Source organism: Vibrio neptunius (assembly GCF_000967495.1).
In the GTDB taxonomy this organism is placed as follows: domain Bacteria; phylum Pseudomonadota; class Gammaproteobacteria; order Enterobacterales; family Vibrionaceae; genus Vibrio; species Vibrio neptunius.
In genome coordinates, this window is the sequence record NZ_JXXU01000001.1 from 22972 (window position 1) to 42651 (window position 19680).

11 protein-coding genes are annotated in these 19680 nt (G+C 43.5%); 7 read left to right on the forward strand and 4 right to left on the reverse strand.

Features of this window, described 5'->3' with window-relative positions; translation table 11 throughout:
* Window positions 1-135 precede the first annotated feature (135 nt).
* The 4 genes from rsmF to TW84_RS00095 form a co-directional block, all read right to left on the reverse strand.
* Complete coding sequence (rsmF, locus tag TW84_RS00080) at window positions 136-1560, reverse strand: 16S rRNA (cytosine(1407)-C(5))-methyltransferase RsmF (protein WP_084720163.1); 1425 nt, start codon at window positions 1558-1560, stop codon at window positions 136-138.
* A gap of 91 nt (window positions 1561-1651) precedes the next feature.
* Window positions 1652-4285 (reverse strand): MlaD family protein, encoded by a 2634-nt coding sequence (locus TW84_RS00085; RefSeq protein ID WP_045973461.1) that lies wholly within the window; start codon window positions 4283-4285, stop codon window positions 1652-1654.
* Entirely contained in the window at window positions 4286-5548 is a 1263-nt protein-coding gene (locus TW84_RS00090) for a paraquat-inducible protein A (RefSeq protein ID WP_045973463.1), read from the reverse strand.
* Between the two features lie 32 nt (window positions 5549-5580).
* Window positions 5581-7377 (reverse strand): ABC transporter ATP-binding protein, encoded by a 1797-nt coding sequence (locus tag TW84_RS00095; protein WP_045973464.1) that lies wholly within the window; start codon window positions 7375-7377, stop codon window positions 5581-5583.
* A gap of 88 nt (window positions 7378-7465) precedes the next feature.
* On the opposite strand from TW84_RS00095, the gene TW84_RS00100 reads away from it, so the two are divergent.
* The 7 genes from TW84_RS00100 (at window position 7466) to TW84_RS00130 (ending at window position 19657) form a co-directional block, all read left to right on the forward strand.
* A complete protein-coding gene (locus TW84_RS00100; protein WP_045973465.1) occupies window positions 7466-7939 on the forward strand; it encodes a GAF domain-containing protein in 474 nt (157 codons plus the stop codon).
* A 98-nt stretch (window positions 7940-8037) separates the two neighbouring features.
* Window positions 8038-8667 (forward strand): RNA chaperone ProQ, encoded by a 630-nt coding sequence (gene proQ, locus TW84_RS00105; RefSeq protein ID WP_045973466.1) that lies wholly within the window; start codon window positions 8038-8040, stop codon window positions 8665-8667.
* A 17-nt stretch (window positions 8668-8684) separates the two neighbouring features.
* The gene (gene prc / locus TW84_RS00110; RefSeq protein WP_045973467.1) at window positions 8685-10679 is read left to right on the forward strand and encodes a carboxy terminal-processing peptidase; all 1995 of its coding nucleotides are present in this window, start codon (window positions 8685-8687) and stop codon (window positions 10677-10679) included.
* A gap of 137 nt (window positions 10680-10816) precedes the next feature.
* Window positions 10817-11479 (forward strand): hypothetical protein, encoded by a 663-nt coding sequence (locus TW84_RS00115; protein ID WP_045973469.1) that lies wholly within the window; start codon window positions 10817-10819, stop codon window positions 11477-11479.
* 226 nt (window positions 11480-11705) lie between these two features.
* Entirely contained in the window at window positions 11706-14312 is a 2607-nt protein-coding gene (gene pepN, locus TW84_RS00120; protein ID WP_045973472.1) for an aminopeptidase N, read from the forward strand.
* Window positions 14313-14407: 95 nt separating this feature from the next.
* Complete coding sequence (locus TW84_RS00125) at window positions 14408-14626, forward strand: DUF2835 domain-containing protein (protein ID WP_045973474.1); 219 nt, start codon at window positions 14408-14410, stop codon at window positions 14624-14626.
* Between the two features lie 189 nt (window positions 14627-14815).
* Window positions 14816-19657, forward strand: a complete 4842-nt coding sequence (locus tag TW84_RS00130; protein ID WP_045973476.1) for an NAD-glutamate dehydrogenase — start codon at window positions 14816-14818, stop codon at window positions 19655-19657.
* Window positions 19658-19680 lie beyond the last annotated feature (23 nt).

Here is a 19680-nt window from a genome sequence, read left to right on the forward strand (position 1 = left end):
TTGGGCCCAGGGGAATGGCTCTTATAGAGCCTGCGCTAACTGGTTGATATTATTTGCTTTATCATTGACTAAAGTGTAGTACATTGTCATTGTTTTGCTAGGCAGTTCTGGCATTTTCTACTCATATTTTGCGATTTAAAATAGATTTTTATCTCGCACTAGCTCTCTAGGCAGACCATTCTTCACTCGATTTCCGACCCATTTTCCTAATCCAATCACATCGTTACCAAGCTTTACAATCACTTCACCTTTGCCTGATAGATTCTCCGGTCGAACGTCTCTACCCATAAACCATTCGCGGGCATCGTCTGTAGAAAGTGTGACACAGTTTGACTCTTGACCAGTAGCTAACGCTGTCGCGACCTGATGCTGCCATCGGTAGCCTTTTTTATGAGCTTCAGCGATTTTAATCCCCATTCTTGAGAAACGGAATTCACCAAGCATAGTTTCTAATGCGTTAGGGAAGAGCCAGACATCGTTGTCACGCATCCAAACCTGCGAATTTTCTGGAAGCTCGATATCTAAACTATCACGCAGCTGTTTGTTGATTTCTTGATGAACTTTGTTGGATGCCTTTTCATATGGGAATTTACCTAAGCGCTTTTTCACTTGTGGTGCTTCAGTGGGACCAAGCTTTCTTATTCTGGCTACAAAGAAGCCTTCACAATCATACATTTGAGGGAAAACATGCAGGAAGCCTTCTTCAGTTAGCGCTTTCTCTGACTCAGGGAAGAGAGAATCTAGAGGCTCAAACTCTACTAGGTTGCCAAACTGCTCTTTCAAGTGCGCACAAACTTGCTGGTTCTCTTCAATGCTTAATGTACACGTTGAGTAAACCATAACACCGCCTGGCCTAAGTGCGTAAAATGCACTCTCTATCAACTCTTTTTGGGTATCAGCGATGGATAGAACGGATTCTTTGCTCCAATTCTTCATCGCATCGGCGTCTTTACGCACTGTACCTTCACCTGAACAAGGTGCATCAATTAAAACAGCATCAAACTGTTCTGGCAGCCAGCCACCAAAGACTCGGCCGTCATAATTACTCAGCGCGGCGTTGCGTACACCACAACGTTCAATATTGGCATGTAAGACCTTGACCCGACTGGATGAGAATTCATTGGCCACTAAGACCCCTGAATTATCCATTTTTGCTGCAATTTGAGTGGTTTTTGAACCCGGTGCGGCTGCCATGTCGAGCACACTAATGAAGTGGTCACTCTGCTCGTTAAACAAGGCAGATACAGGCATCATTGAGCTTGCTTCCTGAATGTAGAACAAGCCGGACATATGTTCTGCAGTGTTGCCAAGTGGGGTTTGTGATTCGTCAGCGTCGATCCAAAAACCTTCTTCACACCATGGTATAGGTGACAGTTGCCAGCCTTTTTCTTGAGCTCGCTGAATAAACTCTGAGATAGAAATCTTCAACGTGTTTACGCGAATGCTTTTACGGAGAGGGCGTTGACACGCGGCGACAAAGTCTTCCATATTGAGGCTGTCAGGAAGAATGGCTTCCATTTCTTTCAAAAATTCTGCGGGTAAATAGACGTTCTGATGCAAAGTTCTATCTCAGTTTTTACAGGGGTCGGAATTATAGCGGATTGAAAAACAAAACGCAGCGAAATCGCTGCGTTTGAAAGTCTAATGTTGTTTATGGTTTCGGAATAGCGGTACGCCAAGTCTTCCAATTCTCCTCTGGTGTAGGATAGAGGAAGAAAGACTGACCAGGCTGCGCTATGGGCTGCAGTTGATTGTTTTCAGGAGTGGCAAAGGTGATTCCGCCTCTCACAATACTGTCGATGGTCCCCGCTTTAATGTTTGCGCCACCTAGACCGATGGAGACATCGACGCCTGAAATGTTCCAGAAAATACTATTTTGCCTTACAAGATAAGCGTATTCGGGCTGGATAGAGATGGTCGAGACAACGCGATCAGCAAACTCTCCGAGTTCCACATTAGTGACTTTGCCCACCTCAATTTCTCTATAGAGTACAGGTGTACCTTTAGCGACTGAGCCACGAGATTCGCTTTGCAGGGTGAAGGATACCCCCTGTTTATCTCTCTCTTGTTTATTGAGATGGAAAGTATGCTGAGCTTTGCCTGTACCCGGGACTACGTTAATAGTTTGAGTGAGAAGGTTCTGAAGATTCTTCACGCCATTCAAGCCAACAGTCGCTTGAGCAACCCAGAAGTAGCTGCCCTCGGTGGCGAGCTTGTCTGCATACTCAGGTAACACTCGAAGTTTAATTTCAACACGCTCACGCTTAAAATCAGGTATTACAAGCGTGACTTCAGCCACTTGCACGCCGTTATATTTTACCGCGGTTCCTTTAGTAATGTTGTTTTCACCTTCAGCATTGAGCGTAATGACATGGCCAAACTTTCGCGCTGTTTTGAAATCTTGATAGAGCAGCCACTTGTCATTCTGTTTGTTTTCGACACCCGGTAAAGAATCAAACGCAATACCGCCTTGAATGAGTGACTTTAATGGAGCAGCTTTAACACTTATACCGGCTAGGCTAGCATCCACTTCAACGCCAGAACGATTCCAAAAGACGGTTTGTTCGGTGACTAGGTGTTTGTATTGATTTTCAATACTTGCGGTAATGATCACGCCACCATCAACAAGACGGAAATCAGAAATGCTACCTACTTGCAAATTACGGTAAAGCAATGGGCTGCCTTTACTGATAGGGGGAAGCTCGTTCGCAAATAGCGTAATACTTTCAGAGCCAGACATATTGTATTTCGCTAATTCAGCCAATGATTTACTTGGATAGAGTGTGTATTGCTCTCTAGGGTTCTCAACCCCTTCGCTAACAAAACTGACCGAACCTGTCAGTAATTGCTTTGCAGGAGGTACATTGATATTGAGGCCTGATTCGGTTAGCTCCGCAGTGGCGCTCCCCGTCACGAAGAAACGGTTTTGGGATTTAATGGTATTGGCATAGGCTTTGTCCACCAACACATCTAGATGCACTTTTTCACTAACGAGCGAGACTTTGGTGACTTCACCGACAGTAATTCCACGATAAAGAACATTCGCGCCAGCACCAAGACCAAATGAATTGTCGGCAACCAGTGTTATGGCCACAGATTTTGCTTGTTGTTTATTGAACTGATCCTTACGAATTGCGTTGAAGTAACGAGAGCGTTCGCCCTTTCCTGGCACCAGAGTAAGGAAATTTCCCTTCACTAAGTTTGTGAGATTTTCTACACCAGAAAGCGAAACTTTCGCTTCTTCGAGGATAAAACTACTGCCGCTCGTCAGCATGTCTGAGAACGCTGGTTGGATAGCCGCTGAGGCAACAATCTCTTTTCTTCCATTACTAAGCTGCAAGTCGGTGACCTGACCAATTTCAATGCCGCGATACATGATAGGAGCACCAGTCGGACTGATTTGGTTATCATCTGGTAAGGTGATTTTAATTGGTATACCACGTCCTGCCGTTTTCAGATTTGGATACAGCTTAAACCTGGTGTTGTCTGCTACTGGCTCACCGCCATCGGGAGAATCGACCGCAATCGAACCTCCAATTAAAGCACTTAAGCTTTCAAGTCTCACATCAACGCCATCGAATCCGATATTGGCTCCTAAACCGCTGACGTTCCAGAAACGGCTCTCATCTGTAATGATTTTGCGGTATTCGTCGTGAATGGAAGCCTGAATTAACACATTTCTACCAGGTTCATCAAGTTGATAGCTGTAGACTTCACCGATGGGAATCTTGCGATAAACGATTTGAGAGCCAACCGATATGCCGCCGAGATCTTCCGCTCTTAGAGTGATGTTAAGCCCCTCACGCGCCAAAATATCTGAAGGTGAGCGCTCAAGTGCCGTAAATTGAGTTTCGGGTTTAGAGGGATTGTCGCTCGGCTGGATTGCAATATAGTTGCCAGATACTAAAGCGTCTAATCCAGAGATGCCAGACAGGCTGGCGGTAGGTTTGACCATCCAAAAGCGCGTTTCTTTCGACAAGAGTTTAGTGGCTTCAGGGTAAATATCAGCGTCTACGTAGATGCTTTCTAAGTCTTGTGAGAGGTTAATGTCACGCACGATACCAACCTCTAGGCCTTGATAGCGAATCGTAGTACGGCCTGCGACTAAGCCCTGAGCATCAGAGAAGTAGATCTGAATTCGCTGACCAGCGTCGTTAATCGACTTAACAACCAACCAACCAGCAAGGACCATGGTCAGCAAAGGTAATAGCCACAAAGGAGACACACCTTTATTACGCTTCACGTCCGGCGAGTATGAGGGTTGACTAGAAGATGAATGAGTCATTTAATGGTTCTTCTCTTTTCTCTGATTATTCTTTGCTGTATCTGGATAATTATCCCACAACAGTCTCGGGTCAACACTCTCTGCCGCCAGCATAGTCAATACAACAACGATTCCAAACGCAACCGCCCCATACCCTGGAGTAAAATCGAGGATCTGGCCGCGATCGACTAAGGTCATCATGATAGAAATAACAAACAAATCCATCATGGACCAACGTCCTATCCATCTAATAACAAAATAGATCATCATTCTTTGGCGATGAAACACTTTGCGCTTAAATTGGATCGCGAGCAATAAGTACGCCAAACCGATGATTTTGGCGACGGGAACGACAATGCTCGCTACGAATATAATGACCGCGATTCCTGGCATACCGTTTTTTACCAGTGAAGCCACGCCGGAAAAAATGGTGTCTTCAAGTCGCTGGCCATTAGTAATCAAAATCGATATCGGAATCAGATTTGCCGGAAAAATGGCAATCGTAGCGGCAACAAGATAAGCCCAAGTCATTTGTACGGAGCGAGGTTTACGGTGATAAATGGGTTTATGACAGCGAACACACTGCGTTCCTTCTGGTTGAGAAAGGTGGCAGTGGTGACAGTGAAGTTGTTTCTCTTTGAACTGATAAGAATGTTCAGTCTCGTAGGCTTCCCAATAACGGCGTACACTCACTCGTGTGACAAGCATGACTGTCGCGATCTGTAACAGGACCAAACCATATAAACCTACTCCCACGTATATGTCGGAATAGTCCTGTAACTTAAAGCAGGAAATAGCGACGCTGACGAGAAATACATCAATCATCACCCAGTTTTTGAGGTGCTGAATTGTATAGAGAGAATATTTAAGTAATGAAAATTTACGTTGCTTAAGGGCAACGTGAGCAGTTAGGACCGAACCGCTGACTAATAATGGTGCGATAGAGCTGCAAAAGATGATTAGTATAGCTAGGAAAACAAAACCCTCTTCAAATAGTGTGAAAACACCAGAAGGTAAGGTCGCTGGGATCATGACGCCGAATAGTCGAATACTAATAAAGTCAAAGAAATGAGAAGGAATGAAAAGTAAAAGGCAAGTAATGGCTATGGCTAGGTTGCCAGATAGAGAAGGTTTGCCTCCGCGATACAATTTACTTCCGCAACGTGGGCAATAAGCGCTTTTTCCGGGTTCAATATAGACGGTATCTATGGGCAATTCACACCCGTGACATAGTCTAACGTGGGAAGTTTCAGAAAGGTGTGGTGATAATTTTGGAGGGCTCATATTACCCTCCAAATCTTGAGTAATAACTATGGTTAGGCGTGCGACTGAACGCTTCCATAAAGCGTTTGGTATAAACCTTCTTGTTTGACCAACTCACCATGAGTGCCTGCCTGTGTTACTTGTCCATCTTCTAAAACGTAGATCAAATCAGCCTGTTTGACGGCAGAGAGGCGATGCGCGACGATTAACGTTGTTCGCCCATTCAAAAACTCTGTCAGCGCTTTATGAAGTGCTGCTTCGGTCGCCGTATCTAACGCAGAAGTTGCTTCATCCAGAATGACAAACTTAGGATCGCTAAGAATCATTCTTGCTATAGCAAGTCGCTGCCTTTGGCCACCTGATAATCGAATGCCGTTTCGGCCAATTTGTGTATTTAAACCGTCACCTAATTGGCTTATTACATCTTGCATTTGAGCAATTTCAAGAGCCCGCCACAGTTGTAAATCGTCATAGTCAGAGCCGAGCGTGAGATTATGCCTTAAACTGTCGTTGAATAGTATAGGTTGTTGTAATACAACGGCAATCTTATCTCTTATTATGTCATAACTGATATCATCTGTTGTCTCACCATTGAAACGGATGATGCCTGAGTCTGGACGATATACACCTATAAGCAATTGTATGAGTGTCGATTTCCCACCTCCACTTGCACCAACCAATGCAACTTTCTTTCCAGCTGGAATATTCAAGTTTAGATTATTGAGCACTTTACTTTCGTCATTATAAGAAAAATCAATATGTTCGATCTTAACGTCGACTTCTTTATCTGTTGTAAACGGGTTGATTTTACTCTCTGGGCGGTGCTCTTCTTCCAAATTGAGTAGGGCGTTTATGCGGCCCATTGCCGCTTTTGCGCTGTACCAAGAAAATTGAATACCAAGTAATTCTTGTACCGGCCCCAACATAAACCATAGGTAGCCAAAGACCGCAAATATTTGACCGATAGTTAAGTCACTGAACAGGACCATTAACATGGCGACGGCACGGAACAGTTCAAACCCAAGCAGAAACAGAAGAAAAGAAACTCGACCTGCGGCTTCGGATTGCCACGCGTATTTATCAGCGTCTACTCGGATCTGATTGGCTTGCTGTTTTAGTTCGCCAAGAAACTCTCGTTCTCGATTGGCTGCACGCAATTGGTAGATACCGTCTAATGTCTCAACAAGACGATTTTGGAATCGTTCGAAAGATTGGTTTTCGTGTTTCTTAAGGTGTTTTACTTTACTGCCTAGTTTTCGAGAGAAATAAATCACAATTGGATTAACCAAAAGGATGAATAAGCCGAGACGCCACTCTAGCCACAGTAGTACACCAGCCGTACCAATTACAGTGAGCAAGCTAATTAGAAATTTACTTAAAGTGGTGCCTATGAACTGGTCAATGGTTTCGACATCGGTAATTAAGTGAGCATTGATTCCACCGCTTCCGCGAGTTTCATATTGTCTGATACTGATCCGACCTAATTTGTCTATCATCTTGCTGCGCATCTGATAGGTGATCGTTTTGGATACGAGAGTAAACTGACGCCCTTGAAGGATGTTTAAACCTTGGCTAACGGTTCTCATCAGAATCACAAGTAATAGAGTAAGGAATATGTAGCCGGTTGGTGTTTGCATCGAAACCGGTAACACTTTGTCCATCAGCTCAAGACCTGTTGCGGGTTTATCAAGTAGTACTTCATCTACCATTAACGGCATTAAAAGAGGGATGGGGACACTGACGAGAGTAGCAACAAACGCGATGATGTTGGCGAGGACAAGTTTCGACTTGTGCTTTTTTACTTGAGTTATGAGCCAAGAACGGCTAATAGTGTTGGGGATATCAGACATTATAATGAGAATGCTTACTATTTATGGTTTACGGACGATTGTACGTTGATTCATGATGGAAGTCTCTAATTTTCAAATGGAAGTCAATATGAAAATAGAACATTATCACCGCTTAACCAAGCAAGCTGTTGCACTTTTAGAGTCGGAAAAAGACCTTATTGCCAATTTGTCTAATCTAAGTGCGCTTTTGAATATGGAGCTTGAGGAACTAAATTGGGTGGGTTTCTATCTAATCAAAGAAGAGACGTTGGTTTTAGGGCCGTTTCAAGGTAAACCAGCGTGTGTCAGGATTCCTATTGGTCGTGGTGTGTGTGGTACGGCTGTAGCAACGAACAGTGTCCAGAGGGTTGCTGATGTTCATGAGTTTGAAGGGCACATTGCTTGTGACGCAGCGAGTAACTCTGAGATCGTTATTCCATTTAGTATTAATGGAACCATCGTGGGTGTGCTAGATATTGACAGTCCGAAAGTGGGTCGTTTTAGCGAAATAGATGAAGAAGGTTTGACATTTTTGATGAATGAAGTGGAAAAGCTGCTTAATTCACACGCTATCGGTGCATAATTTCTAGATTGAGTGTGGTTTTTCGCTTGCAGGTCACTATAATACCTGAAATATTTATCTTAATGCTCGCGGACAGACCGCACTAACCAGGACTCCTCATGGAAAACACTGAAAAGTTAAAAAACAGCAAAGAAGTGATTGCATATATTGCTGAATGTTTCCCTAAGTGCTTTACTTTAGAAGGTGAAGCAAAGCCACTTAAAATTGGTATTTTTCAAGATCTTGCGGAACGTCTAAGCGACGATCCAAAGGTGAGTAAAACTCAGCTTCGTGCAGCGTTAAGACAATACACTTCATCATGGCGTTACCTCCATGGTGTAAAACTGGGTGCGACTCGTGTTGACCTAGATGGTAATTCAGCAGGTGAGTTAGAAGAAGAGCACGTTGAACACGCAAAAACAGTGCTGGCTGAAAGCAAGGCTAAAGTTCAAGCTCGTCGTAAAGAGCAAGCGCAAAAAGCTCGTGAAGAAGGTAAAGCTAAAGCAAAACCGGCTAACAAAAAGCCACAAAACCGTCGCCCACAACAAAATAAAGCACAGAAAGCCAGCAAGCCAGTAGAAACGCGAGCTTTGAATGCTGATGAAATGACTATCGGTAATCAAGTGAACGTCAATATGGGTAAAGGAAATATGGCTGCGACTATCGTTGAAATCAATAAGGAAGATGTGCGTGTTCAACTGTCTAATGGCCTACAAATGGTTGTTAAAGCGGAGCACCTACGCGCCTAAAGGAGACACTCCTACGCATGAAATGCCGTTCAAAATTGTCGCTGATTGCTGCTAGCCTCTGGCTAGCAGCTTCATCAGCAAGCGCTCTTGAAGCGAAAGTTACTCTCGAAGACTTACCTGTCTTGGCTCCCGAATCTCAGCATGCAACAGCAAGTAAGCGCGTGACTTCTCGTTTCACTCGTTCTCACTACAAACACTTCACTCTCAACGATCAATTTTCTCAAGCGATATTTCATCGCTATATCGAGTCGCTTGATTTCAATCGAAACGTATTCACTCAAGCTGATATAGACGCTTTTAATCAGTTGGCAAAGGGGATTGACGATCAGTTAAAGTCAGGTGACAACAAAATTGCTTTTGATATCTATAACTTGTCGATGAAGCGTCGTTACGAGAGATTTGTTTATGCCTTATCCTTGCTCGACTCCGAAATGAAGTTTGATGTTGACGAAAGTATTGAACTTGACCGTAGTAAAGTGGCTTGGCCTAAGGATACCGCAGAACTCGATGAGTTATGGAGAAAACGAGTCAAATATGATGCGTTGAACCTTAAGCTGACGGGTAAAGATTGGAAAGAAATCAAAGATGTCTTAGGCAAGCGCTATAACAATGCACTCAAGCGTCTGAGTCAAACCCATAACGAAGATGCATTCCAACTTTACATGAATGCGTTTGCCCGTGAAGTTGACCCTCACACTAGCTATCTTTCACCTCGTAATGCAGAACAGTTCCAAACAGAGATGAATCTATCTCTAGAAGGAATTGGTGCCGTATTGCAAATGACCGATGATTATACTGTCATTCGCTCTTTAGTGGCTGGTGGGCCTGCTTCAAAGAGCAAGCAATTGGCTGAAGGTGATCGCATCATTGGTGTCGGTCAGGATGGTGAAGAGATTGTCGATGTTATCGGTTGGAGATTGGATGATGTTGTACAGCTCATCAAAGGGCCTAAAGGGACTAAAGTTAACTTGCAAGTCTTACCAGAAGGTAAGGATGCGAAAGCCGAAGTCATTTCTATTGTTAGAGATAAAATCCGTCTTGAAGACCGAGCTGTTAAATCTGAAGTGATCGAAAAAGATGGCAAGAAGATTGGTGTAGTTGAAGTGCCTAGCTTCTATGTCGGTCTGGCAAAAGATACGGATAAACTTATCACTGAACTGAAAGCTAAAGGTATTGATGGCATTATTGTCGATCTCCGAAATAATGGTGGAGGAGCGCTTACTGAAGCGACCGCGTTATCTGGTCTCTTTATTACCAGTGGCCCAGTCGTTCAAGTTCGTGATAGCTATGGTCGGGTCAATGTAAATAGTGATACTGACGGCAAGATCAGCTACGACGGTCCGATGACAGTACTTATTAACCGATACAGTGCTTCTGCTTCAGAAATTTTTGCTGCTGCAATGCAAGACTATGGTCGAGCGGTTATCCTTGGTGAGAATTCATTTGGTAAAGGTACGGTTCAGCAACATCGCTCGTTAAATCACATCTATGATTTATTCGACAAAGAGTTAGGTTACGTTCAGTACACAATTCAAAAGTTTTATCGCATTGATGGTGGAAGTACACAAAACAAGGGTGTTACGCCTGATATTGCTTTTCCAACACCAATCGAGCCAAGTGAAACTGGTGAGAGTGTAGAAGACAACGCACTGCCTTGGGATAGCATTGACAAGGCAAAATATGAAGTGTTACAGCGTAACGATGAATTGATAAAGAAACTGGACGCAGAACATCAAGTCAGAATTGCCAAAGACTTAGAATTTCAATTCATTGCCGAAGACATCGCTAGGTACAAAGCTGAAAAAGATGATAACACTCTGTCTCTGAACGAAAAAATCCGCAAAGAGGAAAGTGATAAATCAGATGATGATCGGCTAGCTCGTATTAACCTTAGACAAAAATATCATGGAGAGGCTTTGTTTAAATCTCTTGATGACGTGCCGAAAGACTATCAAGCTCCGGATGCTTATTTGGATGAATCGGTCGCTATTATGGTTGATATGATTAAGTAACTGCAAAATAGAAATAAAAAGCGAGCTGGTTAAAGCTCGCTTTTTTTATATCAATAATTAGCGTGATATAGATCAAAAAAATTTCGCTTATTCAGAATTACCCACCTAAGCTTAAAGAAAAGAGTGAGAGGTGCGCTATGAGATGGATTGGATTTCTACTTGCTTGTCTTAGTCTTTCTGTGGTCGCAAGCGAAACCAGAGACAATAGTGATTTAACTCAATTTGATCAGCCCTTTTTGCTAGGGGATTGGTACCTCGTCAACCCTAACCCAGAAAAATCACAAGAAAATTTCTTAGCGATTAAACTGACTTTAGATTCAAATTACAGCTTTAAGATTGATATTCAAAAACGTGACTATTCAGTGGACCACTGGGAAGGGCTTTACGACGCTAATGAAGATACGCTTATCCTCGGTTTGAATACGTCTGAGCCGCAAATATACAGCTACAACACCAACCACAATATGCTTAACCTCAATGGTGTCGTTTTCACAAAAGCGTTATCGAATTCACTTGCTGGCATGTGGTCTAGTGCGCAATTGAGTGGCCATGAAATGTTAGCCAGTGAAGTACAGCGTTTGGACCTTATTCTGCAACCAGACTTCGTGTTTATGTTTAGGGTGAGTAACGGAGAGGGTGATGAAGCGGTGCACAAAGGTGTCTACTACACCGAAGGAGAGCACTTGGTGTTGCTTTATGAAAACGGCGAGCACGAAACCAAATACAGTTTAGATAGTGATATTCTCACTTTAGAAATGGAAGAAGGTGCGCTTTACGCCGTGCTAAACCGGGTTCGGTGACATGATACAAAGCAAATCGAGATGACTATTTAGACGAACAGTCAAAATGTATTCATCAACTTGGGTAAAAACGAGGTATTTAAACATAATACCTCGTTTTTTTAATTGTCTGCGGTTAAGCTAGCTCAAAATAAAATTATCAGCGTTTGCAAACAACAACGTATCCAAGAAGTGTCTCGAATAGACACAAGATCAATGTATTATATCTAGTCAGAAGGATTCCGACATGGCTCAAACACCTCAAGCCAAATACCGTAAAGATTATAGCTCACCATCTCATACTATTTCCGACATCGATTTAACTTTCGATCTTCATGACACCGCGACCATTGTAACCGCGGTTTCTCAAGTTAAGCAGTTAAAGGAAGACACAAGGCTTCAATTGGAAGGTGAGAGTCTTAAGCTGATTAGTATCTCTGTTAACGGTGAGGATTGGACAAGGTTTGAAGAAAGGGAAGGTTTGCTAGAGATTAGCGCACTACCTGAATCGTTCGAACTGAAAATAGTCACTGAAATTAATCCCGAAGAAAATACGGCTTTGGAAGGTTTGTATAAATCGGGTGGTGCATTCTGTACTCAATGTGAGGCTGAAGGTTTCCGTCGAATTACTTATTACATGGATCGTCCAGATGTATTAGCGAAGTACACAACGAAAGTAATCGCAGACAAAGCGGGTTATCCATTCTTACTGAGTAACGGCAATCGTATTGCAGAAGGAGATTTAGAAGGCGGTCGTCATTGGGTTCAGTGGCAAGACCCACACCCAAAACCGGCTTATCTATTTGCACTTGTTGCTGGGGATTTTGATGTCCTTCGTGATAAGTATGTGACCAAATCCGGGCGTGATGTGGCTTTAGAAATCTTTGTCGACAAAGGTAACCTTAATCGCGCTCCTCATGCAATGACGTCTCTTATCAATTCAATGAAGTGGGATGAAGAACGATTCGGTCTAGAGTATGACCTCGATATCTACATGATTGTTGCAGTTGATTTCTTCAATATGGGCGCAATGGAAAACAAAGGTCTTAACATTTTTAACTCTAAATTTGTTTTGGCCAATGAGCAAACGGCAACGGATACTGACTACTTAGGCATAGAAGCGGTAATTGGTCACGAGTACTTTCACAACTGGACAGGCAATCGCGTTACATGCCGAGACTGGTTTCAGTTGAGTTTGAAAGAGGGACTTACTGTATTCCGCGATCAGGAATTTTCGTCGGATTTAGGTTCACGAGCGGTGAATCGTATTAACAACGTAAGAATTATTCGTGGTCCACAATTCGCAGAAGATGCGAGTCCTATGTCACATCCAATTCGTCCTGAAAAAGTTATAGAAATGAACAACTTCTATACTTTAACGGTATACGAAAAGGGCAGTGAAGTTATCCGAATGATGCATACACTGCTGGGAGAAGAAGGTTTCCAGAAGGGTATGAAGCTCTACTTTGAGCGCCATGATGGTACAGCGGCAACCTGTGAAGATTTTGTCGCGGCTATGGAGGATGCATCAGGTGTCGATCTGAAACAATTCCGCCTATGGTACAGCCAGTCAGGTACACCAACGGTATCTGTTACAAGTGAGTATGATTCAGCGGCACAAGCGTATTCGCTTACTGTTTCTCAGCGCACTGAACCGACTCATGAGCAGCAAGAAAAGCAGCCGTTGCATATTCCATTTGATGTTGAGTTGTACGCGGAAAACGGTGATGTCATTGAGTTACAATGTAACGGTGAAAAAGTTGAAAATGTTCTTAACGTTACCGAAGCGAAGCAAACCTTCGTATTTGAAAACGTATCTGAACAACCAGTGCCGTCTTTACTTCGTGAGTTCTCTGCTCCAGTAGTTCTCAAGTACGATTATAGCGATGAAGAACTGATTTTCCTGATGGTGCATGCGCGCAACGACTTTGCTCGTTGGGATGCTGGTCAAATGCTGTTAGCAAAATACATTCGTAGCAACGTCGAAGCAGTGCAAAACGGTCAAGATGTTGAACTGTCTCCAGTGCTGATTGATGCCTTCCGAGGTGTATTATTGTCAGACAAGCTTGAACCAGCATTTATTGCTGAGATGATGGCATTGCCAAGCCACAATGAAGTATCCGGTTGGTACAAACAAGTGGATGTGGATGCCGTTGCTAAAGTACTTAAATCGATCAAAGTGAAGTTGGCTACTGAGTTGGAAGACGAGTTTGGCGCGCTTTATCATAGCTTGAAGCAGGTTGAATACACGATCGATCACGCAGCGATCGGTAAGCGCTCTTTGCGTAACACTGCATTAGCTTATCTCGCGTATACGGAACAAGGCAATGAGTTAGCAGAGAAGCAGTATTTTGCTGCGAATAACATGACAGACACCATTGCCGCAATGAGTGCCGCGAATAGTGCGCAACTAGCATGTCGCGAAACACTGATGTCCAATTACAGTGATAAGTGGAAGCATGATGGCCTGGTTATGGACAAGTGGTTTACGTTGCAGGGCACTAACCCAGCAGATAACGTACTCGATGTGATCAAGGACACGATGAGTCATGAAGCATTCAGTTTGAAAAACCCAAATCGAACTCGCAGCCTTGTTGGCTCTTTCCTGAATATGAACCCAGTGCGTTTCCACGCTAAGTCAGGTGAGGGTTACAAGTTTGCAGGTGAGATTCTGCAAGAGCTGAACAGCAGTAACCCGCAAGTTGCTTCGCGTCTGATTGATCCATTGCTTAAGTTCCGCAAATATGATGAAGAGCGCCAAGCGCTAATTAAAGCAGAGCTTGAAGTACTAAAATCGATGGATAACTTAGCCAAAGACCTATTTGAAAAGGTTAACAAAGCTCTGGAAGCGTAATCACTGCACGAAACAGTAGCACTTCATAGTGCTACTGTTTATTTATACAGTTCTTTTTGGTCATGATAATATCGTTACTTTTTTAACCAAACAAAATGAATCATTACTACTTTTCACTCAACATTTCTTATCAAACTTTTCTCGCTCATTACAATGGTGCGGCGAGCAACGTTTTAGTGGTGACAGACAATGGCTTACGTTTACAATTGCCGGCATCAAGGTTTAGACCTTTTCTTAGTCAAATTGGCCTTAAGGGGCGTTTTCGTTTAACAACTGACCAAAATAACAAGTTTCTCAAGTTAGAAGTTCTGTGAGCAACTGATTTTATAGGAGTTTAAATAGTGCCTTAGTCACATTATCGAACATTTCACCTCCTACCACTCCTAAAAGAATTAACTATTTATCAATAAAGCTTTTACAATAAAGCGGCATTACCCGTGTTAAGCACTATGCTTACAACAACCCTCAAAAAATATATACAATTCTAATTGTGGAGTGTGATTATGACCGCGCGTGAAACTCTGATGCCGGTTCTGCTTGAAAAAGTCTATAAACTGATTCAAGACAAACTCGAGCTTGCTCATCAACCTTTAGTCACTCAACTTGCTCAGCATTTATTCAATAACATATCTCAAGACGATCTAGTCGAACGAAACGAATCTGATTTGTATGGTGCTGTCGTCAGCCTTTGGCACCATATCAATGAGAAAAAAGCAGATGATGTGTCGGTCCGAGTTTTTAACCCGACCGTTAGTCGCCAAGGGTGGCAATCCACGCACACTATCGTCGAAATCGTGGTTCCTGATAGTCCTTTCCTCGTTGACTCGGTAAAAATGGCACTGAGTCGTTTAGATTTAGCGTCTCACTTAATGCTTCATGGTCCTACCCAGATTGAACGCAACAAAAAAGGTGAGATTGCCAGCATCAATGAAGGTGCAGGTGTACTTCAGTCGCTGTTCCATGTTGAAGTTGACCGCTTGAGCGCAAAAGAGACGATGAGTTCTCTAAAAGAAGAGCTGCTTAAAATACTCACAGATACTGCTTTGGTCGTTCAAGATTGGTTGCTGATGGTTGAAAAACTGGAAGAAGTGACGAATCAAGTTGAAGCACAACAAGGTAAAGTCGCGGTGGAGCGTGATCGTTACGAAGAGACGCTTAAATTTCTTCGTTGGTTAGGTGACCACAATTTCACGTTCATGGGTTACAAAGAATACGATCTCGTCAATGTTGACGGTGATACCGAACTTCGCCCAACAGCGGATAAAGGCCTTGGGCTTTTCGGCAATCGCAATCGTGTCCGCAGCGTGAAGCTTTCTGATTTTCCTGACTCTGCACGTCTGGAAGCTAAAAAACCATTCTTGCTGATCATGACTAAAGGCAATACGCCTTCACGAATTCACCGCCCGGCTTATACCGATTACATCGGTATCAAGAAATTTGATAAAGACGGCAAAGTTGTCGGTGAGCATCGTTTCACTGGCCTTTATACCTCTGCTGTGTATAACCAGAGTGTCGAAAGCATTCCGTTAATTCGTGAAAAAGTAGAACGTATTCTGGCCGCAAGTGGCTATCGTGAAGGCTCGTACTCTTACAAAGCACTGCATAATATTCTTGAAAATTACCCTCGCGATGAACTACTTCAAGCGAAAGAAGAAGAACTCCTTGAAGTTGGCATGGGTGTGGTGCAGATGCAAGACCGCGATATGCTTCGCCTGTTTGTTCGCAAAGATCCGTTTGGTCGTTTCTTCAGCTGTATGGTGTACGTAACGAAAGATCGTTATAACACCGAGCTTCGTCGTCAAACTCAGCGAATCCTAAAACAATATTTCGGTTGTGACAAAGAAGTCGAGTTTACAACTTATTTCTCAGAGAGCCCACTAGCCCGAACTCATTACATTGTTCGTGTTGATAACAACAACATGGACGTAGACGTTAAAACGATTGAGCAAAACTTAATGGAAGCATCTTCAACTTGGGATGATCGCCTGTCTGACGCGATTGTTGCGAACTTCGGTGAAAGTAAAGGTTTGCCTTTATCGAAAGAGTATCTACGTGCATTCCCTCGTTCGTACAAAGAAGATGTCATGCCTGGCTCTGCAGTAGCAGACATTGAACGGCTTGAAGCGCTCAGCGATGACAACAAGCTAGCTATGTTGTTCTATCGTCCACAAGAGCTGGGTTCTGATTCAAAATCAGTTCGTCTTAAACTTTACCATCGAGATGAACCTATTCACCTTTCAGACGTGATGCCAATGTTGGAAAACTTGGGTCTACGAGTTATTGGTGAGTCACCTTATGAAGTTCGTAAAGCGAACGGTCAGGTGTATTGGATCCTCGATTTCTCAATGCTTCATAAGAGCGAAAAGACAGTTGATCTTCGTGAAGCTCGTGATCGTTTCCAACAAGCATTTGCTGCAATTTGGGCTGGTGAACTGGAGAGCGATGGTTTCAACCGCCTAGTACTTGGTGCTTCATTGACGGGTCGTGAGATATCGATTCTTCGTGCCTACGCGCGTTACATGCGTCAGGTGGGTTTCCCGTTCAGTCAACAATACATTGAAGAAACGCTAAGCCACTATCCTGAATTAGCAAAAGGTTTGGTGGAACTATTTGCTAAGCGTTTTGATCCTAAATTTAAGGGCAGTCAGAAAGGTCAGACTGAACTGACTAATAAGATCACAGAGCAACTTGATCATGTAGAAAGCTTGGATGATGATCGTATCATCCGTCGCTATGTAGAAATGATCAGTGCAACGCTGCGTACTAACTACTATCAGCTAGACGCGAATAAGCAGAATAAGCCTTGGCTATCGTTGAAGATGAAGCCGAGTGACATTCCAGAAATTCCTCAGCCAGTTCCTGCATTTGAGATCTTTGTATATGCACCGGATATCGAAGGTGTTCACCTACGTGGTGGCAAGGTAGCTCGTGGTGGTTTACGTTGGTCAGATCGTCAAGAAGACTTCCGTACAGAAATCTTAGGTCTGGTAAAAGCGCAGCAGGTTAAGAATACGGTTATTGTTCCTGTTGGTGCAAAAGGCGGTTTTGTTTGTAAACGTCAGCACACTCTAAGTGGTCGTGATGAGATCTTTGCTGAAGGTCAACGTTGTTACAAACGCTTTATTCGCGCACTTCTAGACGTATCAGACAACATTATCGAAGGGGAAGTGATTCCGCCAAAGGGCGTTGTTCGTCATGATGAAGATGACCCGTATTTGGTTGTTGCTGCAGATAAAGGTACAGCGACATTCTCTGATTTAGCGAACTCCGTATCTGATGAGTACAACTTCTGGCTAGGTGATGCTTTTGCTTCTGGTGGTTCTAACGGTTACGACCATAAAGCTATGGGTATTACAGCGAAAGGTGGTTGGGAATCAGTAAAACGTCATTTCCGCGAAATGGGTATTAACTGTCAGACTACAGACTTCACTGCTATCGGTGTTGGTGATATGGCTGGTGACGTATTTGGTAACGGTATGTTGCTGTCTAAGCATATTCGTTTGCAGGCTGCGTTTAACCACATGCATATCTTCATTGATCCAAACCCAGATTCAGCGAAGAGCTGGAAAGAGCGTGATCGCTTATTTAAGTTACCTCGTTCAAGCTGGGAAGATTATAACACTAAGCTAATTTCTAAAGGTGGCGGCATTTTCTCTCGTCGAGCGAAGTCGATTGCTTTGACACCAGAAATCCAGAAGATGATCGGTACTAAGAAAGCGTCATTAGCGCCAAACGACCTCATCAAGATGCTGCTTAAGATGGAAGTTGATCTTCTATGGAATGGTGGTATTGGCACCTATGTTAAAGCGTCAAACGAAACGCATACTGATGTTGGTGACCGTGCTAATGATGTTCTGCGTATTGACGGACGTGACTTGCGTGCAAAAGTTGTCGGTGAAGGTGGGAACTTAGGTATGACTCAGCTGGGTCGTATCGAGTATGCTCTGACTGGCGGCCGCGTAAACACGGACTTTGTTGATAATGTCGGTGGCGTGGATTGTTCGGATAACGAAGTTAACATTAAGATCTTCCTTAATGGCTTGGTGGCCAATGGCGATCTAACCGTTAAGCAGCGTAATAAGATCCTTGAGTCCATGGAAGATGAAGTGGGTGAGATTGTTCTTGATGACGCTTACTGCCAATCTGAATCTATATCTGTGACTGAACAGCAGGGTACTTCGCTCGTCAAAGAGCAGATTCGCTTTATTCACGATTTAGAGAAAGCGGGTCACCTAGACCGTGCACTTGAATACATCCCAGATGATGAAACGCTACTTGAGCGTGAAAAGCTAGGTAAAGCGTTGACTCGCCCTGAGCTGTCAGTACTGGTTGCTTACGGAAAAATGGTTCTGAAAGAAGAGCTGGTTCACGATGACATTGCCAACGATGATTACCATGCACAGCAACTAGTCAATTACTTCCCAACTGAGTTACGCCGTAACTATTCGCAGCAAATGGATAACCACCCGCTGCGTGCTGAGATTATTGCAACAGCACTTGCAAATCAGATGGTGAACGAAATGGGTTGTAACTATGTGACTCGTCTACAAGAAGAGACGGGTGCACATGTTGTTGATATAGCAAATGCTTACGCTGCGTCACGTGAAATCTTCGGTTTAGGTGATGTGCTTAAGTCACTGCGCGAACTCGACAATGAAGCGTCAACGGAAGCGCAATACGACATGATGTTCTATGTTCGTCGAACGTTGCGCCGCCTGTCTCGCTGGTTGTTACGCAACCGCACTGGCCGCCAATGTGTGAAAGCACTGATCGAACTTTATCAAGGTGATGTTGAAACGATCAAAGCCAAATTAGACGATATGCTGGTGCCTGCTGAAGTCGAAGAGCACAATGAAATGGCTCAGGAGTGGGTTGAACAGGGTATTAGTCCTGAGGTTGCTAATTATGTTGCGCGTTTGTCTAGCCTATATTCAGTACTGGATATATCAACAGTTGCTCGAGAGAAAGGCAAGTCGATAGAACAGAGCGCTAAGCTGTATTTCAACTTAGGCGATCGTCTGTCTCTTCATTGGTTCTTGAAGCAGATCAATGGTCAGGCTGTTGATAACCATTGGCAGGCACTGGCAAGAGCAGCGTTCCGTGAAGATCTTGATTGGCAGCAACGACAGCTAACAGGCCAGGTATTGAGTTGCAGTTGTGCACCGGAAGATCTCGATGTGATGAAAGCTTTGGATGATTGGATCGAAAATAATGAAATTTCGCTCCATCGCTGGGAAAACATCCTTAATGAGTTCAAAGTTGGATCAGTGCATGAATTTGCTAAGTTCTCAGTCGCGTTACGTGAGTTGATGTTACTTAACTTAAACTGTTCAGCTAACGAGTAATTTACACATTTCGTTGAATTATT